Here is a 23,833-nt window from a genome sequence, read left to right as displayed (position 1 = left end):
ACACGATGAGCAGTAGTACGAACACGCCGACGCACCACACGTCCACGATCGGATCGATCGGCACACCGAGCCGACGCAACACCGAACTGGCCTTGCTGGTGTTCGCCGTTGTCATCCCGGTGTTCGCCTACGCCAACGTGGGCCTCGCCATCGACGACAAGGTGCCCACCGGCCTGCTGAGTTACGGCCTGGGCCTCGGCCTGCTGGCCGGCGTCGCCCATCTCGCGGTACGCAAGTTCGCTCCGTACGCGGACCCGCTGCTGCTGCCGCTGGCCACGCTGCTGAACGGCCTCGGGCTGGTGATGATCTGGCGGCTCGACCAGTCCAAGCTGCTCCAGTCGATCCAGCAGGCCGGCACCGCCGCGCCCCGCCAACTGATGTACACGGCCCTGGGCATCGCCCTGTTCGTCGGCGTGCTGTTCTTCCTGAAGGACCACCGCGTCCTTCAGCGCTACACCTACATCTCCATGGTCGGCGCCCTGGTGCTGCTGCTCCTGCCGCTCGTGCCGGGCCTCGGCGCCAACATCTACGGCGCCAAGATCTGGATCCACATCGGCAGCTTCTCCATCCAGCCCGGTGAGTTCGCCAAGATCGTCCTGGCGATCTTCTTCGCCGGCTACCTGATGGTGAAGCGGGACGCGCTCGCCCTCGCCAGCCGCCGCTTCATGGGTCTCTACCTGCCCCGCGGTCGCGACCTCGGCCCGATCCTCGTGGTCTGGTTCATCTCGATCCTCATCCTGGTGTTCGAGACCGACCTCGGTACGTCGCTGCTGTTCTTCGGAATGTTCATCATCATGCTGTACGTCGCCACCGAGCGGACCAGCTGGATCGTCTTCGGTCTGCTGATGTCCGCGGCCGGCGCGGTCGGTGTGGCGACGTTCGAGACGCACGTCCAGCAGCGTGTCCAGGCCTGGCTCGACCCGATGCACGAGTTCATGCAGAGCCGTCAGGGCGTCCCCGGTCACACCGAGCAGTCCATGCAGGCACTGTGGGCCTTCGGCTCCGGCGGCACGCTCGGCACCGGATGGGGCCAGGGCCACTCCGAGCTCATCCGCTTCGCCGCCAACTCCGACTTCATCCTCGCCAGCTTCGGCGAGGAACTGGGTCTCGCCGGGATCATGGGCATCCTGGTCATCTACGGCCTGATCGTGGAACGCGGCATCCGCACCGCGCTCGCCGCCCGCGACCCCTTCGGCAAGCTCCTCGCCGTGGGTCTCTCCGGCGGCTTCGCGCTCCAGGTCTTCGTCGTTGCGGGCGGCGTCATGGGACTGATCCCGCTGACCGGTATGACGATGCCGTTCGTCGCCTACGGCGGCTCCTCCGTCATCGCCAACTGGGCGCTGATGGGCATCCTGATCCGCATCAGCGACACCGCCCGCCGCCCGGCGCCCGCGCCCGCCCCCAGCCCCGACGCCGAGATGACCCAGGTGGTCCGCCCGTGAACAAGCCCCTGCGCCGGATCGCGATCTTCTGCGGGCTCCTCGTCCTCGCCCTGCTCCTGCGCGACAACTACGTCCAGTACGTCCAGGCGGACGGCCTGCGGACCGACTCGAACAACCGCCGCGTGGCCATCGAGCGGTACGCGACCCCGCGCGGCGACATCATCGTCGACGGCAACCCGGTCACCGGGGCCGCCAAGTCGAAGAAGACCGGCATCAGCGACTTCGTCTACAAGCGCACCTACAAGGACGGCGCCATGTGGGCGCCGGTCACCGGGTACGCCTCGCAGGCCTTCGACGCCTCACAGCTGGAGAAGCTGGACGACGGCATCCTCACCGGCAACGACGACCGGCTCTTCTTCCGCAACACCCTCGACATGATCACGGGCAAGGGGAAGCAGGGCGGCAACGTCGTCACCACCCTCAACGCCGCCGCGCAGAAGGCCGCCTACAAGGGCCTGCTGAGCCGGGGCAAGGGCGCCGTCGCCGCGATCAACCCGCAGACCGGCGCGATCCTGGCGCTGGCCTCCACCCCGTCGTACGACCCCTCGTCCTTCGCCGGCAACTCCGATGCCGACGCGAAGGCCTGGAACAAGCTCCAGAAGAAGAACGACCCCGACGACCCGATGCTCAACCGGGCGCTGCGCGAGACCTACCCGCCCGGCTCCACCTTCAAGGTGGTCACCGCGGCCGCGGCGCTGGAGAACGGCCTGTACAGCACGGCGGACCAGCACACCACCACCCCGCTGCCGTACACCCTGCCGCACACCACCACGGAGCTGAAGAACGAGGGGAACATCCCCTGCAAGAACGCGAGCATGCGGATCGCCCTCCGCTTCTCGTGCAACACGGTCTTCGGCAAGATCGGAGCCGACCTCGGCAAGGACAAGATGCTGGCGGAGGCCGAGAAGTTCGGCTTCAACTCCGAACAGCTCACCCCGGTCCGCTCCAACGCCTCCGTCTTCCCCAAGAAGATGGACCAGCCGCAGACCGCGCTCAGCTCCATCGGCCAGTTCGAGACCGCCGCGACCCCGCTCCAGATGGCCATGGTGGCGTCCGCCGTCGCGAACAACGGCACGCTCATGAAGCCCTACATGGTCGACAAGCTCCAGGCACCCAACCTGGACGTCGTCTCCCAGACCGAGCCCGAGAAGCTCAGCCAGCCGCTCTCCGAGGCCAACGCCCAGATCCTTCAGTCGATGATGGAGACGGTCGTCAAGGAGGGCACGGGTAAGAACGGGCAGATCCCCAATGTCACCGTGGGTGGCAAGACGGGTACCGCCCAGCACGGTGTCGCCAACAGCGAGAAGCCGTACGCGTGGTTCATCTCGTACGCCAAGCTCCCCGACGGCAGCTCCCCGGTCGCCGTCGCGGTGGTCGTCGAGGACGGCAGCGCCAACCGCGGCGACATCTCCGGTGGCGGTCTGGCCGCCCCCATCGCGAGGGACGTGATGAAGGCAGTCATCGACAGTAAGAAGTGACCCCGATCACGTCCCCATCACATCGGTGCACGTTGCGATACCGGTCCTGTCACGGGTGACGGTCTAGGCCAGGTCACAGGAAGCGATCCGGGTACGGTATGCCCGGACAGCACACCGCCGGACCACACAAAGGTGCGGTCGGGACCGACGGAGAGGGCTGGTAGGTAGCTATGGAAGAGCCGCGTCGCCTCGGCGGCCGGTACGAGCTGGGCCACGTGCTCGGCCGTGGTGGCATGGCGGAGGTCTACCTCGCGCATGACACCCGGCTCGGCCGTACCGTAGCGGTGAAGACGCTGCGGGCCGACCTCGCACGCGACCCGTCGTTCCAGGCCCGGTTCCGCCGGGAGGCCCAGTCGGCCGCATCGCTCAACCACCCCGCGATCGTCGCCGTCTACGACACGGGTGAGGACTACATCGACAACACCTCCATCCCGTACATCGTGATGGAGTACGTCGACGGGTCCACGCTGCGCGAACTGCTGCACTCGGGCCGCAGACTGCTCCCCGAGCGGTCCATGGAGATGACGATCGGCATCCTCCAGGCCCTGGAGTACTCGCACCGCGCCGGCATCGTCCACCGCGACATCAAGCCCGCGAACGTCATGCTGACGCGCAACGGCCAGGTCAAGGTCATGGACTTCGGCATCGCCCGCGCCATGGGCGACTCCGGCATGACGATGACGCAGACGGCCGCGGTCATCGGCACGGCCCAGTACCTCTCGCCCGAGCAGGCGAAGGGCGAACAGGTCGACGCGCGCTCGGACCTCTACTCCACCGGCTGCCTGCTGTACGAGCTGCTGACGGTGCGCCCGCCCTTCGTGGGCGACTCCCCGGTGGCCGTCGCCTACCAGCACGTGCGCGAGGAGCCCCAGCCCCCGTCGGTCTTCGACCCCGAGATCACGCCCGAGATGGACGCGATCGTGCTGCGGGCCCTCGTCAAGGACCCGGACTACCGCTACCAGTCCGCCGACGAGATGCGGGCCGACATCGAGGCCTGCCTCGACGGCCAGCCCGTCGCGGCCAGCGCCGCCATGGGCTCGGTCGGATACGGAGGCTACGGCGACGACCAGCCGACCACGGCCCTGCGCTCCTCGGACGCCCAGGCCACGTCGATGCTGCCGCCGATGAACCCGGACGACGGCGGCTACGGCTACGACGACCGTCCGGACCGCCGTCGCCAGAAGAAGAACAACACCTCGACGATCCTCCTGGTCGTCGCGGGCGTCCTGGTGCTGATCGGCGCGATCCTGATCGGGAAGTACGTCGTCTCGGGCAAGGGCACGGGCGGCGAGGCGTTCGAGGTGCCCAACTTCGTGAGCCAGACGCTGTCGGACGCCCAGAAGATGGCGGACAACCGCGAGCTGAAACTCGACCCCACCCGCAAGCCGTGCGACAAGGAACCCAAGGGCAACGTCTGCTCGCAGGACCCGCCCGTGGGCTCGACGGTGAAGAAGGGCGACACGATCAGTGTGGTCGTGTCCACCGGGGCGCCGAAGGTGGCCGTACCGAACGTCACGGGCAAGACCCTGGACAAGGCGACGGAGCTCCTCGAAGGCGACAAGTACAAGTTCAACGTGAAGACGAAGTTCGAGGAGTCCACGGAGGCCCCGAACACCGTCCTGGACCAGAACCCGCGCCTCGGTGACGAGGTGGAGAAGGGTTCGACCATCACGCTGACCGTCGCCAAGGAGAAGAAGCAGTCCACCGTGCCGGACGTGACGGGCAAGGGCTGCGACGACGCCAAGGCGCAGATGACGGCCAGCAACCTCGTCGGTCAGTGCGTCGACACGGACACCGACGACCCGAACCAGGTCGGCAAGGTCATCCAGACGACCCCGCAGATCGGCGCCCAGGTGGACCCCGGCTCCACGGTGCAGATCCAGATCGGCAAGGCCAAGCAGCAGACGGCCGTCCCGAGTGTCGTCGGCAGGACGGTGGCCGAGGCACGCCAGATCCTTCAGGGTGCCGGCTACAACAACATCCAGTTCCAGCCGGGCAGCGACGGAAGCGACGACGCCAGGGTGATCGGCCAGGACCCGCAGGCCAACAGCGCGCCCAACGGCAGCCCGGACAACACCCCGGTCACGCTGACGACGGTGAAGCTGGGCGGCAACAACGGCGGCAACAACAACGGCGGCGGCGGCCTCTTCGGCGGGAACAACGGATAGCGTCCGCCCCCGGCGACCGCCCACCCGGGCAGACCGCGAAAAGGGCCCCGGCACTTCACAGTGCCGGGGCCCTTCCCGTTGCCGTGGGACCCCTCACTCCGGGGCCCGTCCCCGTGGAGACGGGCGGGGGGCTAGCGCAGTTCCTTGGGCGGTGTCCGGGCGTTGTCGACCTTGTCGACGCGTTCCAGCTCGCCCCACACCACGTAGCGGTAGCGGGAGGTGTACACCGGGGTGCAGGTCGTCAGGGTGATGTAGTGACCGGGCTTGGTCGTGCCGGACTGCTTCGGGACCGTCTGGAGCACCGTGACGTTGTACTTCGAGGTCTCCGGGAGGATGTCGAAGACCTTGTAGACGTACCACTTGTCCCGGGTCTCGAAGACGATCGCGTCACCCTTGGCGATCTTGTCGATGTTGTGGAACTTGGCACCGTGGCCGTCCCGGTGGGCGGCGAGGGTGAAGTTGCCGTCCTTGCCGGTCATCGGCAGGGACGCCTTGACGGGCTCCGTGTAGTAGCCGGCGACACCCTCGTTGAGGACCGTCGTCGCCGTGCCCTTCTGGACGAGCACCTCGCCGTTCTTCATCGCCGGGACGTGCAGGAAGCCGATGCCGTCCTTGGTGTCCAGGGCGCCCGGACCGCTCGGGGCCTGCGCCCAGTGGTCGCGGACCTTGTCCCCCTGCTTGTGCGCCTCGCGGTCGGCCACGACGTTCGTCCACCACAGCGAATAGACGACGAACAGGCCGAGCACCAGCCCCACCGTGATGAGGAGTTCACCGAAGACGCTGACCGTCGTCGCGAACCATCCCATGCGCCGGCGTCCGCCGGACACGTCACCAGGGGCCGCGTAGCCGGCCTGCGATCCGGCGCGTTCGTCGTGGTCGGTCCTCGCTGCCACTGTTCATCTGCCCCGTCTGGTCTGTCTCAGGTTGTCTCTCGTGCGCGTGACGCCCACGGGCACGTCCTCGCGCCCGCGTCCGTCATCAGCCCATCAGCGCGTCGGGCTTGCCCTTGCCGCGCGGCCGGTCCTCGACCATCTTGCCCCAGACGATCATCCGGTACTTACTGGTGAACTCCGGCGTGCAGGTGGTCAAGGTGATGTAGCGGCCCGGCGCCGTGAAACCCGAACCCTTGGGAACCGGGTCGAGCACGCTCGTGTTCGACGGACTCGTCTCCGGCAGGATCGACGTCATCTTGTAGACGTAGTAGTCGTCCTGCGTCTCGACGACGATCTCGTCGCCCGGCTTGAGGCGGTTGATGTAGCGGAACGGTTCGCCGTGGGTGTTGCGGTGCCCGGCGAGCGCGAAGTTGCCCGTCTTGGCGTTCGGCATCGCCGTCTTGAGGGGCGCCTCGCCGTAGTGCCCGACCATGCCGCGGTCGAGCACGTTCGTCTTGCTGGTGCCCTCCGCGATCGGCGCGACCACGTCCAGCTTCGGGATGTGCAGAATGGCGAAGCCCTGCCCGGGCGAGAACGTCCCCGGATTCCGCTTCCCGTTCGCCCAGTCCTGCTGAAGGCTGCTCGCCTCGCTGCCCGCCTGCTGGTGCGCCCGCACGTTCGACCACCACAGCTGATAGGTGACGAACAGCAGCATCAGCACACCAGTGGTGATGAACACCTCGCCGACCATCCGGCTCGCCAGGACCGCCGCGCCGGGCTTCGACGCCCGCGCCGCACGCCGGGCGTCCATCCGGCTCCGAGGGCTCCCAGCGGCCTCCTGAGCCGTCTCCTGGGGCTCGTGGGGGTCCAGTGGCCCGCCGTGCCGCCCGTGGCGTCTGGCGGCCTTCCGGCGCGCCGCACGGCCCCCGGAGGCGAGCCCGCTCCCTGCGTCGGCCTCGCGCGCGCGGCGCTCCGTCCTCGGGGACGGGCCGGGAAGACGCAGGGCGACCGTCGCGTCGTCCGACGGCAGTCCCGGCGGGACCGGTTCCGCCACGGGGGCGGCCATGCCGGCGGTCGTCGGAGGCGCCATGCGCACCGCGGTGGGAGGGGTCATCGGGGCGGCGGCCGGTCCGCGGTAGTGGCCGGCCGCGGGTTCCTCGTACGGCTGCGCGTACGTCCGCTCGTAGTCGTCCGCGTACGAGGGTGCCGACGCCGGGGTGGTCGGCATCGCCTGCGTCGGAGTCTGCGCCCGGGCCGCCTGGGCCTGGGCGGCGTACGCCTGCGCCTGTGCGGCCTGCGCTTGAGCCGCTTGGGCCTGAGCGGCCTGGGCCTGTGCGGCCTGCGTCTGGGCCGCGTGCAGGTGCGCGGCCTGCATCCGGGCCGCCTGCTGCTGCGCGGCGTACCAGTCGGGTCCGTACCCGCCGTGGTCGTAGCCCTGCTGCTGAACTCCCTGCGCCTGTCCCTGCGCGTGTCCCTGGCCGGGCAGCGGATCCGTCAGCGGGTCCGCGAGTCCTCCGACCGCCGCCTCGAACGCGCCCGCGCCCCCGTACGCGGCCTCGCCGCCGTAGGGGGAGCTGTCGCGCTCGGGGCGCAGCGCGGTCACGCCGTGGCCCTGCCCACCACCGGGGCGAGCCCCGCCGACCTCGCCACGGCCACCTTGTCACCGCATTCGAGCAGCCAGTTGGCGAGCATCCGGTGGCCGTGCTCGGTCAGCACCGACTCCGGGTGGAACTGCACGCCCTCGACCGGAAGTTCACGGTGTCTGAGGCCCATGACGATTCCGTCGTGCGTTCGGGCGGTGACCTCCAGCTCGGCCGGGACGGTCTCCGGCTCGGCCGCCAGCGAGTGGTAGCGGGTCGCCGTGAAGGGCGAGGGCAGTCCGGCGAAGACGCCCTTGCCCTGGTGCTCCACGAGCGAGGTCTTTCCGTGCAGCAGCTCGGGCGCCCGGCCGACCACACCCCCGTAGGCCACCTGCATCGACTGCATCCCGAGGCAGACACCGAAGACGGGGACCCCGGTCGCGGCGCAGTGCCGGACCATGTCGATGCAGACACCGGCCTGTTCGGGAGCGCCGGGCCCCGGGGACAGGAGCACGCCGTCGAAACCGTCCTGGGCGTGCGCGGTCGACACCTCGTCGTTGCGCAGCACCTCGCACTCCGCGCCCAACTGGTACAGGTACTGGACCAGGTTGAAGACGAAGCTGTCGTAGTTGTCCACGACGAGGATGCGCGTGCTCACTGGTTGTCCACCGTCACATCGTTGAAGGGAAGCAGCGGTTCGGCCCACGGGAAGACGTACTGGAAGAGCACGTAGACCACCGCCAGGACGAGCACGAGCGAGAGCAGCGCCCTCACCCATACGCTCCCCGGCAGATGCCGCCAGATCCAGCCGTACATGCCGTCCCTTCCGTAGCCGTACGCCAACAGACTAACGGCGCAGAGCCGTCGGTTTCCCTGCCTCCACAGGCTGTGTGGAATCAAGGTGTGCCCACACGATCAACCGATGGCTGTGCCCCCACTCCGGATCGCACGTGGTCAGCGTGAGATAGCGTCCCGGACGCGTGTACCCGGACTTACGTGGCACAGGGTCGATCACCTCAATGTCGGAGGGCACTGTTTTGTAGGGCCCTTTGTCGATCCGATACGTGAACCAGGTGGTTCCGTCCGTCAGCACCACCGCGTCACCCTTGCGGAGCTCGGGAAAGTCCTTGAAGGGATCCCCGTACGTGCGCCGGTGACCCGCGACCGAGAAGTTGCCCTCCTGGCCGAGCCGGGCGGTCCCCCGGTAGTGGCCGAGTCCCTGCTTCAGCACCTGGGTGGCCGTGCCTTCGAGGACGGGCTTGTTCCACGTGAAACCAAGACGGGGGATGTACATGACCGCGAGCGGGCCGCCGTACGTGTAGGGGCCGGGGGCCTTCGGGCTCGCGGGAGCCGTTCCGGCGGCGTGACCCGACGCTCCCGGGGAGTCGGAGCGTGGCTTCGGCGACCGGGCCACCGCGCCCTGCGACCACTGTTTCTGGAGCACTTCGATCTGGTGGTGCATCGCGCTGTCGGCCTTGACCCCGGTCCAGAACAACACGTAGACCACGAAGAGCACGATCAGGGCCCCCGCGGTCAGGCACAACTCACTGATCGTCCTGACGACCACGCGCACCGACACAAGGCCCCCCGGCGACGGCTGGCTCCACAGGCTCCGCCCACTGCTGCGCGAGGTCCGGCGCCTACTCCACGGGCTTCGCGTAGTGCAGATCCACTGTGCCCGAGTAGCCGGGAAGAGTCACCGTCCCGTTCTCCTCGACTTTCCAGCCGAGCCCGTAGACGTTGACGTACACCATGTAGTTCTGGATCGCCGGAGAGGCCGCGAGCGACTTCTGGAGCTTGGCCGGGTCTCCGATGGCGGTGATCTTGTAGGGGGGCGAGTAGACGCGGCCCTGGAGGATCAGGGTGTTGCCGACGCAGCGCACGGCGCTGGTGGAGATCAGCCGCTGGTCCATCACCTTGATGCCCTTGGCGCCGCCCTGCCACAGGGCGTTCACCACCGCCTGGAGGTCCTGCTGGTGGATGACCAGGTAGTCGGGCTGCGGCTCGGGGTAGCCGGGCAGCTTCGCCGTCGCGTTGGGCGGGGCGTCGTTCAGCGTGACCGTGACCGCCTCGCCCTTGGTCTTCTGGGTGCCCGCGTCCTTCTCCAGCGCCGCGAGCCGGGCGTCCCCGGCGCCGCTGCTGCCGTCCTCGCGGCCGGCGAGGCCGTCCACGTCACGGCGCAGGGCGCCGTTGGACTGATCCAGCGTCGCGTTCTTGTGGCTGCGCTCCTGAATCAGGTCGGAGAGCTTCAGCAGAGACGAGTCCGTACGGATGTTCGTCCCCTTGGCCGTGTCGAAGCTCGTGAAGAAGATGAGTCCCGCGAGGGCGAAGACGGCCACCGTGAGGACGCGTACCGGACGGAAACGGTGCGTACCGCCAGGACTGGGATTCGTCCCGGGGGAGTCGGCAGAATTGCTCAACGTACCCTTATCTCCTTCGGCGCCGCGGAAGCACTACGCTAACTGACGCCCGGGGGAGCGCTCAGTTTCCCCTTGTACGCTGCCCCGGAGCCCGCCCCAGTTCCCTGCGCGGCCACGCAGCGCATCGACAGGAGAGACCCTCGTGCCGAAGTCACGTATCCGCAAGAAGGCCGACTACACGCCACCCCCGGCGAAGCAGGCGACCACCATCAAGATGAACAGCAACACCTGGGTGGCACCGGCCATGCTGGCCATGTTCCTCATCGGGCTCGCCTGGATCGTCGTCTTCTACGTGACGGACGGCTCCCTGCCGATCGACGCGCTCGACAACTGGAACATCGTGGTCGGCTTCGGCTTCATCGCGGCCGGTTTCGGCGTCTCCACACAGTGGAAGTGACCGTCTTCGCCCGGATGGAAGCACCGTGGGCACGAGTTCTGCCCACAGCTGCCCACTGAGTTATCCACAACACTTGTCCACAGGTGGAAAAGAAAGACGATCTGTGGATAACTAATCCGCGGTTGACGCCGGTGTGACCGGCCCGCAAGCCCCCGCAAACCTGTTCGCCCCCTGTCCGACCTGGGAAAACTCGGGTCAGTGACAGGGGGCACAGTTGTTCCCGCACACGGTGCACAAGATCGGCGGCGATCTGTGGACAACATCACTTCTCAGGTGAGCCGAACGGGGTCTCAGGTGAGCCGAGCCCGGTCTCTCAGGTGAGCTGTGCCGTTCTGAGCAGCGTCGTGACGACCACCGCGGCGAGCACCAGCGCGGAGACCCCGTACTGGACGAGGTTCCTCCGCTCACGCGGAGCGTGAACCATCGCGTAGCCCACCACCACGCCACCGATCAGACCGCCGACGTGGGCCTGCCAGGCGATGTTGAATCCGGGCGAGAAGCTGATGATCAGGTTGACCACCAGCAGACCGATGACCGGACGCATGTCGTAGTTGAGGCGGCGCATCAGCACCGCGGTGGCACCGAACAGACCGAAGATCGCGCCGGAGGCGCCGAGCGACGGCTGCAAGGGGCTGGCGAGCAGATAGCAGAGCGCGCTGCCCGCGAGGCCGGAGACGAAATACAGGGTGATGTACCGGGCGCGGCCGAGCGCGGCTTCCAGCGGGCCGCCGATCCACCACAGGCTGACCATGTTGAACAGGATGTGCATGACGCTGCCGTGCAGGAACATCGACGTCACCATGCGGTACCACTGGCCTTCGGCCACCCCTTGGAACTCGCCGGAGAGCACGGCACGGCCGAAGAGGTCGAAGCGGTTGGTGAAGGCGTCGCCGAGCGAGAACTGGACGAGATAGAGGGCCAGGTTGAGACCGATCAGCACCTTGGTGACCAGCCGGGGGTCCGACGCCACGGTGCCGCCCGCGAGCGTGCGGGGCCGGCTGGCCGCCGGAGCGTGTCCCGTGCCGGAGCCGCCGCGGACGCAGTCGGGGCACTGGAAGCCGACGGAGGCGCTGACCATGCACTCGGGGCAGATCGGACGCTCGCAGCGGGTGCAGCGCACGCCTGCCTCGCGGTCCGGGTGCCGGTAGCAGCCGGGCAGGCTCCGGGCGTCCTGCGGTCCCTGATCCCTCGGTCCCTGCGGGCTGCCGGGCGGCTGCTGGTCCATGGGGTCCCCTCAATCTCCGTACGGCGGCTCGCACGCGGTCACGGCGGGTCCGGGTGCAACGCACCGCCCCGTCCATCCTTACGGATGAACGGGGCGTTTGGTTCCCTGCGGGATGCTTTCGGACCCGGAGAAGCGGAGTCCGTCGAAATCCCGGCGCGGACTCAGCGCTCGCGGGTCTCGACCACGACCGACTCGATCACGATGTCGTCGACCGGGCGGTCCGTGCGCGGGTTGGTCGGGGCGCCGGCGATGGCGTCCACGACCTTCTGGCCGGCCGCGTCCGTGATCTCACCGAAGATGGTGTGCTTGCGGGTCAGCCAGGCCGTCGGGGCGACGGTGATGAAGAACTGCGAGCCGTTGGTGGCCGGGCCGGCGTTCGCCATGGCCAGCAGATAGGGCTTGTCGAAGCGAAGGTCCGGGTGGAACTCGTCCTCGAACTGGTAGCCGGGGCCCCCGGTGCCGTTCCCCAGCGGGTCACCGCCCTGGATCATGAAGCCGCTGATCACCCGGTGGAAGACCGTGCCGTCGTACAGCTTGTCCATGGACGTCACACCCGTCTCCGGGTTGACCCACTCACGCTCACCCGTGGCGAGTTCGACGAAGTTCCGGACCGTCTTCGGCGCGTGGTTCGGCAGGAGCCGGATCTCGATGTCGCCTTGGTTGGTCTTCAGGGTGGCGTACAGCTGCTCGGCCACGATCTGCCTTCCGTTGCCTTCTCTTGACGGCCTGATCCTCGCACGGACCGGACCGCTCGACCCCCGAGCGCCACCTCCGGACGCACGTACGGACGACAGCCCGGAAAGATCGCCGTCCGTCCGGAACCTTGTGCGCGCGAAAGGCCGGACGTACGGAACCTCGTACGCAGGAAACCCCGTGCGTAAGGAAATCCGATCGAGTCGCGTCGGACGGGAGCGGGCAGGGGCGATCCGTGGCATTGTCGACGGCAAGCTCCCGTTGCCCCGTATTGATCCGCTATCTCACTTGATCGACACCTGACCGGCTCCGTCCCGGGAGTCTCCGGGAGTCGGCACCCGTGACACGGATGCCCGCCCTCACATGCCCCGGACCCCTTGGGCGGGCATGATCCCCCTAGGGGTGGAAAGGTGAACTGTGTGTCTTTGGGGGTACCTGGTATCCCCGACGTACGCCACCGAGGAGGAGGAGACCCGTGACCCGCATCGACAGCGTGCGCGCCGCGACCGGCTCGGCGAAGGACAGCGTGCTGCACGCCGCGGAAGTGGTGGCGCCTTACGCCGACACGGCCAAGGACAGGGCCTCGTACTACGCGACCGAAGCACGTGTCCGGCTCGCGCCGAAGGTGTCGCAGGCCGCCGAACAGGCCCGCGTCCAGTACGAAGCCCATCTCGCGCCGCGCCTTGAGCAGGCCCGTACCCATGTGCCGCCGAAGGTCGAGGAGGTCGCCCAGGAGACGGCCATCCGCACCCGCAAGGCCGCCCGCCAGGCCGCCGACTACTCCAGGCCGAGAATCGAGCAGGCCGTGGCCGCGGCCCAGCCCGTTCGGGACGAGGCGGCCGCGCGCGGTGTGGCCGCCATCGCCGCCCTGCGCGGCCAGGTCACACCGCGGGAGATCCAGAAGCTGCTCCGCAAGCACGAGCGGCGGGCGAGGGCCGGCCGCCTCGTGAAGGGGCTGGCCGTCCTGGGGATCCTGGCGGGCGGTGCTTTCGCCGCCTGGAAGTGGTGGGACAAGCAGGCCAACCCCGACTGGCTCGTCGAGCCCCCGGCCGCGACCGAGGTGCCCGAGGCAGGACGCCTGTCGTCGGTCGACGGCAGCGGCCGTCCCGATCTGGACCCCGAGGTCCAGGTCAAGGAAGCCGAGGAGAGCGCGGCGGAGCACGACGACCGCCGCTGAACCGGTACTCAACATCGCCGCGGGGCAGGAGACTTGAGGGTCTCCTGCCCCGCGGCGATGTTTCACGTGGAACAACGTTTCACGGGACCGCGAGCGTTCGACGGAGGATTTACCCGCACGGCTCGCGATGACGTTTGCAACGGTTGCCGTGTGCAGCATCCATGGAGATGTTGTTGACGGAATGCGTCGAACCGGTCACCCGGCAGCCCGCGTGGCAGCCCGGACAAGGGTCCTGGCAGCACCGGCGCGGCTCCGGCACCGCGTCGGCCGCCGGCGTAGCGCACCCGGGGGACGCGCGCCCGCCGCACCATTTGCGCAAAGAACTGCAACGACCGCAAAGCAGACTCTGTGACTCACGTCACCGGAATGTCCCGGCACTCGTCCCGTGCGGCCCGAGGGGCGCCCCGCCTGGGGAACCGGGGAGCGCACGCAGATGTGAGGGCATGAGAAAACCGGCCGGTCGCCGCTATGGGCGTCCGGCCGGTTCCGTGGTGTGGAGCCTAGGGGAGTCGAACCCCTGACATCTGCCATGCAAAGACAGCGCTCTACCAACTGAGCTAAGGCCCCGTAAGAGGAGCGTCCGACCACAGGAACCATCTGTCGACGGGCGCCGCAGACCAGAGTACCGGGTCACCCAGGGGATCTCGCAAAATATTGGGGGTCCCCGTGGACGACCACTCTCCGTAAGATGCTCGACGTGGTTCGCTGTCGCGAACCGCGGTACTTGGGGAAGCGATGGGGAGACGCAATGGACGCCGCACAGCAGGAAGCAACCGCGAGAGCCCGGGAGCTTCAGCGGAACTGGTACGGGGAGCCGCTGGGGGCGCTCTTTCGTAGGCTCATAGAGGACCTGGGGCTCAACCAGGCGCGTCTTGCCGGGGTACTGGGTCTGTCCGCGCCCATGTTGTCGCAGCTGATGAGCGGTCAGCGTGCCAAGATCGGCAATCCCGCCGTGGTCCAGCGCGTCCAGCTTCTTCAGGACCTGGCGGGCCAGGTCGCCGACGGAAGCGTCAGCGCCGCCGAGGCGACCGAGCGGATGGACGAGATCAAGAAGTCCCAGGGGGGATCGGTGCTCAACAACACCACGCAGTCCACGACCAGTTCGGGAGCTCCCACGGTCAAGCGGGTGGTCCGCGAGATCCAGTCCCTGCTGCGTTCGGTGGCGGCCGCCGGGGACATCATCGACGCGGCGGACACCCTCGCCCCGACCCACCCGGAACTGGCAGAGTTCCTCCGGGTCTACGGTGCCGGCCGTACGTCCGACGCGGTCGCGCACTACCAGTCCCACCAGAGCTGAGCCGAGCCCGGCCGCCGACCGCCCGGCGCTGGAGGAAAGGACACCTTCCAGCCGCCGCACGTCATGCAGCCGGGCACCTCGGAAGAGGTCTCCGGACCGACCGCCGAAGGGGAGCGACGTACGACCATGGGTGAGGTCTTCGCAGGCCGGTACGAGCTGGTCGACCCGATCGGGCGCGGGGGAGTCGGTGCGGTGTGGCGCGCCTGGGACCACCGGCGGCGCCGCTATGTGGCCGCCAAGGTGCTCCAGCAGAGCGACGCGCACGCCCTGCTGCGGTTCGTGCGGGAACAGGCGCTGCGGATCGACCATCCCCATGTGCTCGCTCCCGCCAGCTGGGCCGCCGACGACGACAAGGTCCTGTTCACGATGGACCTGGTCGCCGGGGGCTCCCTGGTCCATCTGGTCAACGACTACGGCCCGTTGCCCCCTTCGTTCGTCTGCACCCTGACCGACCAGCTCCTCGCGGGTCTGGCCGCCGTGCACGCGGAGGGGGTGGTCCACCGGGACATCAAGCCCGCCAACGTGCTGCTCGAAGCGACGGGCACGGGGCGGCCCCGGCTGCGTCTGTCCGACTTCGGCATCGCCATGCGGCTGGGCGAACCACGGCTCACCGAGACCAACTACGTGGTGGGGACGCCGGGTTACTTCGCGCCCGAGCAGATGCTGGGCTCCGAGCCCGATTTTCCCGCCGACCTGTTCGCCGTCGGTCTGGTCGCCCTGTACCTGCTGGAAGGCTCCAAGCCCGACGCCAAGGCGCTGATCGAGTACTTCGCCGAACACGGCACGCCGTCCGCGCCCGTGGGCATACCCGCGCCTCTGTGGCAGGTCCTGGCGATGCTGCTCCAGCCGGATCCGCACGCGCGCTTCCGGACCGCCACCGGGGCGCGCAAGGCCCTCGCCGCGGCGGTCGAGCTGCTGCCCGAGCCCGGCCCCGACGACGAGCTGATCGAGGTTTTCGACCAACTCGGTCCACTGCCCGAGGGGTTCGGCCCCAGAGGACCCCTGGGAGCCGGAGCCGACTCGTCGGGGGGTGCGCGGACCCTGTCGTCCCGGGGACTTCCTGACACGACGGCCGCGGCCCCCGGGATGGGCGCCGACCCGAGCTCCGGGTCCGACGGCTTCAGTAATTCCTCCGGCTTCAGCGGTTCCATTGGCTCCATTGGCTCCATTGGCGCGGGCGTGCTCCCCGCATCGGCTTCCTCGTCCGGGCCGGACGAGGGAACCGGCTCCGAGCCCGTTCCGGGTCCGAACGAGCCGCGCCCGCAAAGCGAGTTGCAGCATGCTCCGGGCGCCGCCGGAGCCGGTACGGGGGACGACAACGGGGACGCATATCGCGGCCCCGTGACCGGAAACGCGGTCCCGGTGCCCCCTGCCTCCGGAGCGGAGCCGGGTTCCGCCCAGGACACGGCAGGGCAGGCGCCCCCCGGCGCCGGCCCACCGGCTCCCTCGGGCCACGCGAAGGCGGTGGTCGATCCCGGTCGCCAGCACCTACGACCGCCGGCCGCCCCCGACCACGTACTGGCTCGGCCCGTGCCCGACGAGGTACCGGCTCGGCCCATATCCGAGGACGCACCGGCCCGGCCCGTGCCCGACGACGTTCCGGCCCGGCCCCTACCCGAGGACCTCCGGTCTCCCGTCGCACCCGACAGCACCCCCCGGAACCCCTCTCCCGGGATCGCCCCCCGGCCGTCCTCGATGTCGGACACCGGAAGTTTCCATCTGCCTCCGCCGCGGCCGGCGGCCGCCGACCCCCGACGGCAGCCGCAGCCGTGGCCTTCCGGCGACCGGACCGCGTCCCCGGGAGGCCCGCCACCGCAGGAGCCCTGGTCCGACCCGCAGCCCTCCACTCCCCCCACCGCACTCCCCCTCTCCCCGCAGGCGTCCGCTCCGTTCGGCCCGCCGCCCTTCGACCCGACGCCGACACCGACCCCGACTCCCCCGACGGCGCCCCTTCCCGTGTACGCGTCCTCCGTCCAGCGGTCCCCGCACCCGCCTGCCGCGATGCCGCAGCACACCTACGCCCCCACCGCCACGTACACCGCCCGGTCCGTTCAGGTTCCGCCCGGGACCGCGGCCGTCCCAAGACACCGGAGAAGGCGGGCACGGCCGCGTCCGGGGCCGCCCGCCGTGGTCGCGGTGCCGGTGCTGCTGCTGGCCCTGGCCTGTTTCGCCGTGGGGTTCTGGGCACTGACCCAGGTCTGAGCCCGGAAGGGGACGGAGCCGGGTGCTACCGGCCCCGTGTCACGTCGTGCTCCCAGGGAGCCGCCAGCGGCAGCGAGGCCGAGGCCGTGTCCGCGTCCTCCGGTCGGGACCTGGCCGTCCGCGCCGCGCGGCGCCGCGCGATCACGGTCCAGGTGGCGAGTGTCAGCGTCAGCAGGGTCCCTGCGCCGATACCACCCGCGGCGACCAGCTTCATGACCCAGCCGCGGCCGGTGTCGCCCCCGCCGTTCCCGGTGCCCCCCGAGGCGTCGGGCGCCCGGTCACCGGCGACGTCGTCGGAGCCGCCCGCCGGAACGGCGAACACGTCACGGGGTGCCGGCGTCCCCGCGTAGGCGGGTCCCGTCCGCGCCGCTCCGGTCACCCCCGCCCGCAGGGTCAGCCCGAACGGTCCCTGGCCGAACCGGTCGGCGACCTGCTCGGCGAGATGGACCACGAGGTAGTAGGAACCGGCGAACCGCATCCCGCTCACCCGGTCGTTGAGCGCGTACCGGTTCTCGTAGGCGACGGGAGGCAGCGGGCCGAGCGCGGCGGAGCGCTGTCGGCCGTCGTACCCCGAGCCGACGTCGTCGACGAAGCCTCGTACCGGGTTGTAGAGGGACATGACGAGGGCGGTGCCGACCGAGCCCTGCCCGCCGCTCGCACTGCCCAGGTCCGCGGTCGCGTAGACCTGCTGTCCCCAGTCGACCGGCACCTTGTAGAAACGGGTCTGCCCCGGGCTGATGCCGTCCTTCCAGACTCCCTGTCCGAGCCGGGCCGCATCGCTGAATCCCGCGCCGCCGCCGCGCTGCCTCGCCTCTCCCACGAGCGCCTCGGGCGACGCCGAGTTCCAGACCTCCGGCGCGCTCGTCGGGCCGGACGCCTTCTTGAGCGCGGGCTCCGACACATAGCCGAGTTCCAGGTCCCAGGGCCAGGACGCGGAAGGCTCCGCACCGGACGTATCCCTCGTCCCGGTGGTCGTCCCGCCCGCCCCGGTGCGTTCGACGACCGCGTAGTACGTTCCCGCCGCCTGGCAGGCGTACTGCTCGCCGCTCGTCTCGCGGGCCGCCCAGGAGGTGATGGGGTGCGGACTCTGGGTGGCGCCGAAGTGGACGGTGCCGGTGAAGGAGCAGTTGCGGCCGTTGGCGTCCTGGAGGGAGACCTTGAGGCCGTCCGCGTAGGAGACCGTCGCACCGGACCGGGGGACGGCGGTGGCGGAGACGTAGGCGTCGGAGACCGCGTCGAGCTCCAGCCGGTAATACCGCCTGCCGTCCCTTCCCGCCACTCCGACGGAGCTCTTGTACGTCCGGCCCGGCCGGAGGAGTAGGGCGTCGGTCGTGTCGGCGGCACCCGCGACGCCGACGTCGTCCGCGGCGAAGGCGTACGGCCCGGGCTTACCGTCGGCCGCCGTCCTCGCGGCGATGGCCGCCGTCCCCACGGCGGTGGCGACGGTCCGCGGGCTGCCGCCGGCTCCTGGAAGGGCGGCGGCCGGGCTCGCGGGGACGAGGGTCACGCACAGCGCCGCCGCGGCGGCCGCGGCCGCGATCATCCGGCCGTGCCACGGTCCCGCCCACCGGCCACCGCTGCGCCGCCCCGTCACGCGCCACCCCCGTCGTCGCCCTGGCGGCCCATCCTGCCTCGTCGGCCACCGCGGCACCCGGGCAATCGGAGGGAGCGTCCGAAAGGAAGCGGCCGGACTCCGATCATTTTTGCCTGTGCAACGGATTCGCTTGCTTTCGTGAATCGACAGGGTCCGGGAAACACAAAACCCCGACCGCGAGGCGGCCGGGGTCTGCTCCGAGACTGTTGTCGATCCTCACGAACCCGTGGGCACGGAGTCGGTCGCCTCCGTCCACAGATCCTGCTCGGCGCGATCCGCCTGGATCTGGCGGTACACGAGGAGCCCGCCGATGGCGGCCAGTGCGACCAGGAGAAGCTTCTTCACCGCGCGACCTCGTCCTTCGTTGACGTAGGGGACTTCTGGCGCCCGACTATACACACCGACCGATATCGATCGGTGACCTGGATGGGCCCTCAACTACGGCCCCGCGCCCAGCGGTAGCCCGGGATCCCGCCGCTCCGATCTCACGGTGATCACACGACACAGGCTGTGACTTTTCCATGCATATACGGACTTCCCTGATCACTTGCGACCATCCGGGTGGTGTTCATCTGAACATCAACGCGCCACGGATGCAGGTCCACCACTTTCCGGCCCGCATACACATCATGAGGAAAGTACGCAAATCGCCCGACCCGAAAGTGAGGGGCCGTGACCCAGAACAAGGTCATGAAGCTGTGGAGCGCGATCGTCACCGCCTTCCTGGCGCTGTGCACGACGCTCGGACTCGTCACCACCACCGCGGCCGCCGCGGTACCGCAGGCCGGCCCGGCCCGCAACACCGAGTCCTCGGTGGCCGCCTCGGCGATCGTGCCGGCCCCGGCCTCCTGGACCTGGTCCTACAACAGGGCCCTGCCCCCCACGATGAAGCAACGCATCCGCGCCGAGGCGCACGGCTCCTCGCCCAGCTGCCGCCACCGCGCGCCGGCTGAAGACGGTACGGCGGACGCCGCCGTACCCGGCAGCCCGGAAGGCCTCGCGGAACCCGACGCCTGTTCCGTGCCCGAGACCCTCGTGGCGCCCGGCACAGAGCCCCTGGGGGCCCTCACACCCGTGGCACAGCTCCAGCGCTGAGCGGGCACCGCTCCTCCGGGCGCCACGACAGGCGCCGATCCTCCTGCACCAGGACAGACACCGATCCTCAGCACCAGGACAGGCACCGGCCGGACGCGGCACCGGCACCGGCACCGGACCGACCTCGGACCCGGACACGGGCCGCCGTCGAGACCGGACCTAGGGCCGATCCCGGAAGTCGTCCGACGGACGCGAGGAACGGACGCGAGGACACGCACCGCGGCGGACGCCGCGGCAGGCGGGAAGCACGTACGAGATGCCGGTACGGGCGACGGACGGACAGCACGGGACCCAGCGTCCCCGGCACTGCCCCCCACGGCGCCACGGCCCCGGCGGCCCTCGCACCCGGAGTCCTCGACCCCCTCTTGAACCGCGGCCCCGACTCCCCCCGTGAGTCCACGGCCCGGACCGTCCTGAACCCGCGGCCCTCAGCCCCTCCTTGGCCCCCATGCCCGTCGCGCGTTCCGTGACGCGTGGCCCGCAACCCCTCACAGACTCCCTGAAGTAGCGGCGAACTTGCGTACAAAGCACCCAGGGCAGAGGCCCGGCGACTCGGAAGAGTCGCCGGGCCTCAGACATGACCACCGGCGCGGAGCCGTTCACGCGCCCCTGACCGTGCGGCACGCCCCCGGCCAGGAACGCCGAAGGCCCCCGACCGTGATGGTCGGGGGCCTTCGAACTCGTGGGGCTAACAGGATTTGAACCTGTGGCCTCATCCTTATCAGGGATGCGCTCTAACCAACTGAGCTATAGCCCCGCCGCGCTTTGCGGTGTGTGTCCCGCGCGCTGACCTCTGAAGATTAGCGCACGACGCGGCCAGTCCCAAAATCGATACTCGGAGGGCGTTTGGACGCGCCCTCACTCATCCTCGGCGAGGGTCAGTTCCACACCGCCGACGAAGCCGGCGGAGAGGTTGTAGATGAACGCGCCGAGGGTCGCCAGAGCGGTCGCGAGGACCACGTCGATGACCGCGATGACGGACGTGAACATCAGGACGTGCGGGAGCGAGAGGAACGACTGGAGGTCGAAGCCGTTGGACTCGTTCGACCCGGTCGCCTCGGAGATCGTGCCGCCGACCGTCGAGAAGACGCCCATCGCGTCCATGACCATCCACAGCACCGCGGCCGCCACGATCGTGCAGATGCCGAGCGCGATGGAGAGCAGGAAGCTGACCTTCATCACCGACCACGGGTCGGCCTTGGCCACCCGCAGCCGCGCCTTGCGCACCCGCGGGGTCGTCCGCGCACCGGTGCGCGGACGGCGGACGCCGCCCGCGGGCGGCTGCGCCGGGTACGCCTGCGGCGGGTGATACGGCTGCGAAGGCTGCTGCCCAGGCCGCTCGCCCGGCAGCGGCGACGGCGCCGCCGTGGGTGCCGCCTGCGGGCCGCCCGGAGCGACCGGAGCCGCCGCCGGCCCGCCCGCGTGCTGCTGGGCCTGCTGGCCCCGGGTGTCCGTCACAGTTCCCCCCTGGGATCCATGAGAGTCATGGGAGTCTTTCCCGTCCATGGCGGTGCCACGGCCGCCGTCCGTTTCCGTACCGGTCGATCCGGCGCCCGTGGCTCCACTCACGACGATTCGCTCCTCGCGCTACTCGGCCGAGGACGGCTCGCCCTCTTCCGTACCGACGGCCTCGACGCCCTCGGCGGTCTCGTCCACGGCATCGTCGCCGTCGACCTCCTCCGCCTCACGGCCGGCCTCGGCGTTTCGAGCGATGCCGACCACGGCATCGCGCTTGCCCAGGTTGATCAGTTGGACGCCCATGGTGTCACGGCCCGTCTCCCTGACCTCGTTGACTCGCGTACGAATCACACCGCCGGACAGCGTGATGGCGAGGATCTCGTCGGTCTCCTCGACCACCAGCGCGCCGACGAGAGAACCACGGTCCTCGACGATCTTGGCGGCCTTGATACCGAGGCCACCGCGACCCTGGACGCGGTACTCGTCGACGGCGGTCCGCTTCGCGTACCCGCCGTCTGTGGCAGTGAACACGAACGTACCGGGTCGAACAACATTCATCGAGAGGAGTTCGTCGCTCTCGCGGAAGCTCATGCCCTTGACGCCCGAGGTCGCACGGCCCATCGGTCGCAACGCGTCATCCGTCGCGGTGAACCTGATCGACTGCGCCTTCTTGCTGATCAGAAGCAGATCATCCTCTGCGGAGACAAGTTCGGCTCCGATCAGTTCGTCGTCGGATCCGTCCTCCGTCTCGCGCAGATTGATCGCGATGACACCCCCGGAACGGGGCGAATCGTAATCCTTGAGCGGTGTCTTCTTGACCAGTCCGCCCTTGGTGGCGAGCACCAGGTAGGGCGCCGCCTCGTAGTCGCGGATCGCGAGGATCTCGGCGATCGCCTCGTCCGGCTGGAAGGCCAGCAGGTTGGCGACGTGCTGGCCACGCGCGTCACGGCCGGCGTCGGGGAGCTCGTAGGCCTTCGCGCGGTAGACCCGGCCCTTGTTCGTGAAGAACAGCAGCCAGTGGTGCGTCGTCGACACGAAGAAGTGGTCGACGATGTCGTCCTGCTTCAGCTTCGTGCCGCGCACACCCTTGCCGCCCCGCTTCTGCGAGCGGTAGTCCTCGGTCTTGGTGCGCTTGATGTAGCCGCCGCGCGTGATGGTGACGACGATGTCCTCTTCGGCGATCAGGTCCTCGATGGACATGTCACCGTCGAACGGCACCAGCTTGGAACGGCGGTCGTCGCCGAACTTCTCGACGATCGCGGCGAGCTCCTCGCTGATGATGCCGCGCTGGCGCACCGGCGAGGCGAGGATCTCGTTGTACTCGCGGATCTTGGCCTGGAGCTCGTCGTGCTCCTGGATGATCTTCTGACGCTCCAGGGCGGCCAGCCGGCGCAGCTGCATCTCGAGGATCGCGTTCGCCTGGATCTCGTCGATCTCCAGGAGGCCCATGAGGCCCTCGCGCGCGATCTCCACGGTGTCACTGCGCCGGATGAGCGCGATGACCTCGTCGATGGCGTCCAGGGCCTTCAGGAGGCCGCGCAGGATGTGCGCGCGCTCCTCGGCCTTGCGCAGCCGGAACTTCGTCCGCCGGACGATGACCTCGATCTGGTGCGTCACCCAGTGGCGGATGAACGCGTCCAGGGAGAGGGTGCGCGGCACGCCGTCGACGAGCGCCAGCATGTTCGCGCCGAAGTTCGTCTGGAGGTCGGTGTGCTTGTACAGGTTGTTCAGGACGACCTTGGCGACGGCGTCCCTCTTCAGGACGATCACGAGCCGCTGGCCGGTACGGGAGCTGGTCTCGTCCCGCACGTCCGCGATGCCGCCGACCTTGCCGTCCTTGACCAGGTCGGCGATCTTCTGGGCGAGGTTGTCGGGGTTGGTCTGGTAGGGGAGTTCGGTGACCACCAGGCACTGGCGGTTCTGGATCTCCTCGACGTCGACGACCGCGCGCATCGTGATGGAGCCACGGCCCGTGCGGTACGCCTCCTCGATGCCCTTGCGGCCCACCACGAGCGCGCCGCTCGGGAAGTCCGGGCCCTTGATGCGCTCGATGAGGGCGTCCAGGAGCTCCTCGTGCGAGGCCTCCGGGTTCTCCAGGTACCACTGGGCGCCGGCCGCGACCTCGCGCAGGTTGTGCGGCGGGATGTTGGTGGCCATACCCACGGCGATACCGGCGGAGCCGTTGATCAGCAGGTTCGGGAACCGGGCCGGCAGGACCGTCGGCTCCTGGTTACGGCCGTCGTAGTTGTCCGTGAAGTCGACGGTCTCCTCGTCGATGTCACGGACCATCTCCATGGACAGCGGCTTCAGCTTGCACTCGGTGTACCGCATGGCGGCGGCCGGGTCGTTGCCGGGAGATCCGAAGTTGCCGTTGGAGTCCACCAGCGGCATGCGCATCGACCACGGCTGCGCGAGGCGGACCAGCGCGTCGTAGATCGAGGAGTCGCCGTGCGGGTGGTAGGTGCCCATGACGTCGCCGACGACGCGGGCGCACTTGTAGAAGCCCTTCTCGGGCCGGTAGCCGCCGTCGTACATCGCGTACAGGACGCGGCGGTGCACGGGCTTGAGGCCGTCCCGCACGTCGGGCAGGGCGCGCGAGACGATGACGGACATCGCGTAGTCGAGGTACGAGCGCTGCATCTCGGTCTCGAGCCCGACGGGCTCGATCCGCAGGACGGAATCGCCCTCTTCAGGAGTGCTCGGAGTGTTCTCGTCGGTCATTGCTGGTGAAGATC

The 23,833-nt window shown here is 69.3% G+C and carries 20 protein-coding genes and 2 tRNA genes; 8 read left to right on the top strand and 14 right to left on the bottom strand.

Features of this window, described 5'->3' with window-relative positions; all coding sequences use genetic code 11:
- Positions 1-5: 5 nt before the first annotated feature.
- From ACZ4AA_RS20800 to pknB, 3 genes are all read left to right on the top strand, one after another.
- Positions 6-1,442, top strand: coding sequence for an FtsW/RodA/SpoVE family cell cycle protein (locus tag ACZ4AA_RS20800; RefSeq protein ID WP_467604017.1), 1,437 nt, complete (start codon positions 6-8; stop codon positions 1,440-1,442).
- Positions 1,439-2,920 carry a peptidoglycan D,D-transpeptidase FtsI family protein gene (locus ACZ4AA_RS20795; RefSeq protein WP_467604012.1) on the top strand — a complete coding sequence of 494 codons (1,482 nt, stop codon included), beginning with the start codon at positions 1,439-1,441 and terminating at the stop codon, positions 2,918-2,920. Before ACZ4AA_RS20800 ends, ACZ4AA_RS20795 begins: the two co-directional genes overlap by 4 nt.
- A gap of 170 nt (positions 2,921-3,090) precedes the next feature.
- Positions 3,091-5,088, top strand: coding sequence for a Stk1 family PASTA domain-containing Ser/Thr kinase (pknB, locus tag ACZ4AA_RS20790; RefSeq protein WP_467604009.1), 1,998 nt, complete (start codon positions 3,091-3,093; stop codon positions 5,086-5,088).
- A gap of 131 nt (positions 5,089-5,219) precedes the next feature.
- On the opposite strand, the gene ACZ4AA_RS20785 is transcribed toward pknB, so the two are convergent.
- The 6 genes from ACZ4AA_RS20785 to ACZ4AA_RS20760 all read right to left on the bottom strand — a co-directional run bounded on the left by ACZ4AA_RS20785 (position 5,220) and on the right by ACZ4AA_RS20760 (position 9,960).
- Entirely contained in the window at positions 5,220-5,981 is a 762-nt protein-coding gene (locus ACZ4AA_RS20785) for a class E sortase (RefSeq protein ID WP_467604007.1), read from the bottom strand.
- A gap of 85 nt (positions 5,982-6,066) precedes the next feature.
- Positions 6,067-7,188 (bottom strand): class E sortase, encoded by a 1,122-nt coding sequence (locus ACZ4AA_RS20780; protein ID WP_467604375.1) that lies wholly within the window; start codon positions 7,186-7,188, stop codon positions 6,067-6,069.
- Positions 7,189-7,559: 371 nt separating this feature from the next.
- The gene (locus ACZ4AA_RS20775; protein WP_467604004.1) at positions 7,560-8,198 is read right to left on the bottom strand and encodes an aminodeoxychorismate/anthranilate synthase component II; all 639 of its coding nucleotides are present in this window, start codon (positions 8,196-8,198) and stop codon (positions 7,560-7,562) included.
- Positions 8,195-8,356, bottom strand: a complete 162-nt coding sequence (locus tag ACZ4AA_RS20770; protein WP_467604001.1) for a hypothetical protein — start codon at positions 8,354-8,356, stop codon at positions 8,195-8,197. Before ACZ4AA_RS20770 ends, ACZ4AA_RS20775 begins: the two co-directional genes overlap by 4 nt.
- Positions 8,357-8,387: 31 nt before the next feature.
- Positions 8,388-9,113, bottom strand: coding sequence for a class E sortase (locus ACZ4AA_RS20765; RefSeq protein ID WP_467603999.1), 726 nt, complete (start codon positions 9,111-9,113; stop codon positions 8,388-8,390).
- 67 nt (positions 9,114-9,180) lie between these two features.
- A complete protein-coding gene (locus ACZ4AA_RS20760) occupies positions 9,181-9,960 on the bottom strand; it encodes a DUF881 domain-containing protein (RefSeq protein WP_467603994.1) in 780 nt (259 codons plus the stop codon).
- A 142-nt stretch (positions 9,961-10,102) separates the two neighbouring features.
- Between ACZ4AA_RS20760 and crgA the strand changes: the two genes are divergently transcribed.
- On the top strand, positions 10,103-10,357 hold the full coding sequence (gene crgA, locus ACZ4AA_RS20755; protein ID WP_451404542.1) for a cell division protein CrgA: 255 nt from the start codon (positions 10,103-10,105) through the stop codon (positions 10,355-10,357).
- 313 nt (positions 10,358-10,670) lie between these two features.
- Here crgA and ACZ4AA_RS20750 read toward each other — a convergent pair whose 3' ends face one another.
- A complete protein-coding gene (locus ACZ4AA_RS20750; protein WP_467603985.1) occupies positions 10,671-11,582 on the bottom strand; it encodes a rhomboid family intramembrane serine protease in 912 nt (303 codons plus the stop codon).
- Positions 11,583-11,743: 161 nt separating this feature from the next.
- Positions 11,744-12,277 carry a peptidylprolyl isomerase gene (locus ACZ4AA_RS20745; protein WP_467603981.1) on the bottom strand — a complete coding sequence of 178 codons (534 nt, stop codon included), beginning with the start codon at positions 12,275-12,277 and terminating at the stop codon, positions 11,744-11,746.
- Between the two features lie 473 nt (positions 12,278-12,750).
- Between ACZ4AA_RS20745 and ACZ4AA_RS20740 the strand changes: the two genes are divergently transcribed.
- Entirely contained in the window at positions 12,751-13,452 is a 702-nt protein-coding gene (locus ACZ4AA_RS20740; protein ID WP_467603979.1) for a DUF5324 family protein, read from the top strand.
- Between the two features lie 494 nt (positions 13,453-13,946).
- Here the strand turns inward: ACZ4AA_RS20740 and ACZ4AA_RS20735 are convergent.
- Positions 13,947-14,019, bottom strand: a tRNA-Ala gene (locus ACZ4AA_RS20735).
- A 181-nt stretch (positions 14,020-14,200) separates the two neighbouring features.
- Between ACZ4AA_RS20735 and ACZ4AA_RS20730 the strand changes: the two genes are divergently transcribed.
- A complete protein-coding gene (locus tag ACZ4AA_RS20730) occupies positions 14,201-14,749 on the top strand; it encodes a helix-turn-helix domain-containing protein (RefSeq protein ID WP_358816853.1) in 549 nt (182 codons plus the stop codon).
- A 126-nt stretch (positions 14,750-14,875) separates the two neighbouring features.
- The gene (locus ACZ4AA_RS20725; RefSeq protein ID WP_467603972.1) at positions 14,876-16,951 is read left to right on the top strand and encodes a serine/threonine-protein kinase; all 2,076 of its coding nucleotides are present in this window, start codon (positions 14,876-14,878) and stop codon (positions 16,949-16,951) included.
- 25 nt (positions 16,952-16,976) lie between these two features.
- Here the strand turns inward: ACZ4AA_RS20725 and ACZ4AA_RS20720 are convergent, their stop codons facing one another.
- Both ACZ4AA_RS20720 and ACZ4AA_RS20715 read right to left on the bottom strand, forming a co-directional pair.
- Positions 16,977-18,545, bottom strand: coding sequence for a hypothetical protein (locus ACZ4AA_RS20720; RefSeq protein ID WP_467603969.1), 1,569 nt, complete (start codon positions 18,543-18,545; stop codon positions 16,977-16,979).
- A gap of 216 nt (positions 18,546-18,761) precedes the next feature.
- Complete coding sequence (locus ACZ4AA_RS20715; protein WP_003999697.1) at positions 18,762-18,890, bottom strand: DLW-39 family protein; 129 nt, start codon at positions 18,888-18,890, stop codon at positions 18,762-18,764.
- Positions 18,891-19,217: 327 nt separating this feature from the next.
- On the opposite strand from ACZ4AA_RS20715, the gene ACZ4AA_RS20710 reads away from it, so the two are divergent.
- Positions 19,218-19,640 (top strand): DUF6344 domain-containing protein, encoded by a 423-nt coding sequence (locus ACZ4AA_RS20710; protein WP_467603966.1) that lies wholly within the window; start codon positions 19,218-19,220, stop codon positions 19,638-19,640.
- Between the two features lie 683 nt (positions 19,641-20,323).
- Here the strand turns inward: ACZ4AA_RS20710 and ACZ4AA_RS20705 are convergent.
- The 3 genes from ACZ4AA_RS20705 to gyrA all read right to left on the bottom strand — a co-directional run bounded on the left by ACZ4AA_RS20705 (position 20,324) and on the right by gyrA (position 23,819).
- Positions 20,324-20,397: transfer RNA gene (locus ACZ4AA_RS20705), tRNA-Ile, on the bottom strand.
- A gap of 101 nt (positions 20,398-20,498) precedes the next feature.
- Positions 20,499-21,209, bottom strand: a complete 711-nt coding sequence (locus ACZ4AA_RS20700; RefSeq protein WP_467603961.1) for a DUF3566 domain-containing protein — start codon at positions 21,207-21,209, stop codon at positions 20,499-20,501.
- Positions 21,210-21,227: 18 nt separating this feature from the next.
- The gene (gene gyrA, locus ACZ4AA_RS20695) at positions 21,228-23,819 is read right to left on the bottom strand and encodes a DNA gyrase subunit A (protein ID WP_467603958.1); all 2,592 of its coding nucleotides are present in this window, start codon (positions 23,817-23,819) and stop codon (positions 21,228-21,230) included.
- Between the last annotated feature and the right edge of the window lie 14 nt (positions 23,820-23,833).

The sequence above is a fragment of the Streptomyces sp. NPDC024698 genome (assembly GCF_055559015.1).
Note: the sequence above shows the minus strand (reverse complement) of the source record. Positions and strands in the feature narration are given on the sequence as shown.

Bases quoted from the DNA above. Each gene is read 5' to 3' on its own strand.
- ACZ4AA_RS20800 (WP_467604017.1), top strand. From the start codon at position 6: ATGAGCAGTAGTACGAACACGCCGACGCACCACACGTCCACGATCGGA.
- pknB (WP_467604009.1), top strand. From the start codon at position 3,091: ATGGAAGAGCCGCGTCGCCTCGGCGGCCGGTACGAGCTGGGCCACGTG.
- ACZ4AA_RS20780 (WP_467604375.1), bottom strand. From the start codon at position 7,188: ATGCCGACCACCCCGGCGTCGGCACCCTCGTACGCGGACGACTACGAG.
- ACZ4AA_RS20770 (WP_467604001.1), bottom strand. From the start codon at position 8,356: ATGTACGGCTGGATCTGGCGGCATCTGCCGGGGAGCGTATGGGTGAGG.
- ACZ4AA_RS20750 (WP_467603985.1), bottom strand. From the start codon at position 11,582: ATGGACCAGCAGCCGCCCGGCAGCCCGCAGGGACCGAGGGATCAGGGA.
- ACZ4AA_RS20730 (WP_358816853.1), top strand. From the start codon at position 14,201: ATGGACGCCGCACAGCAGGAAGCAACCGCGAGAGCCCGGGAGCTTCAG.
- ACZ4AA_RS20725 (WP_467603972.1), top strand. From the start codon at position 14,876: ATGGGTGAGGTCTTCGCAGGCCGGTACGAGCTGGTCGACCCGATCGGG.
- gyrA (WP_467603958.1), bottom strand. From the start codon at position 23,819: ATGACCGACGAGAACACTCCGAGCACTCCTGAAGAGGGCGATTCCGTC.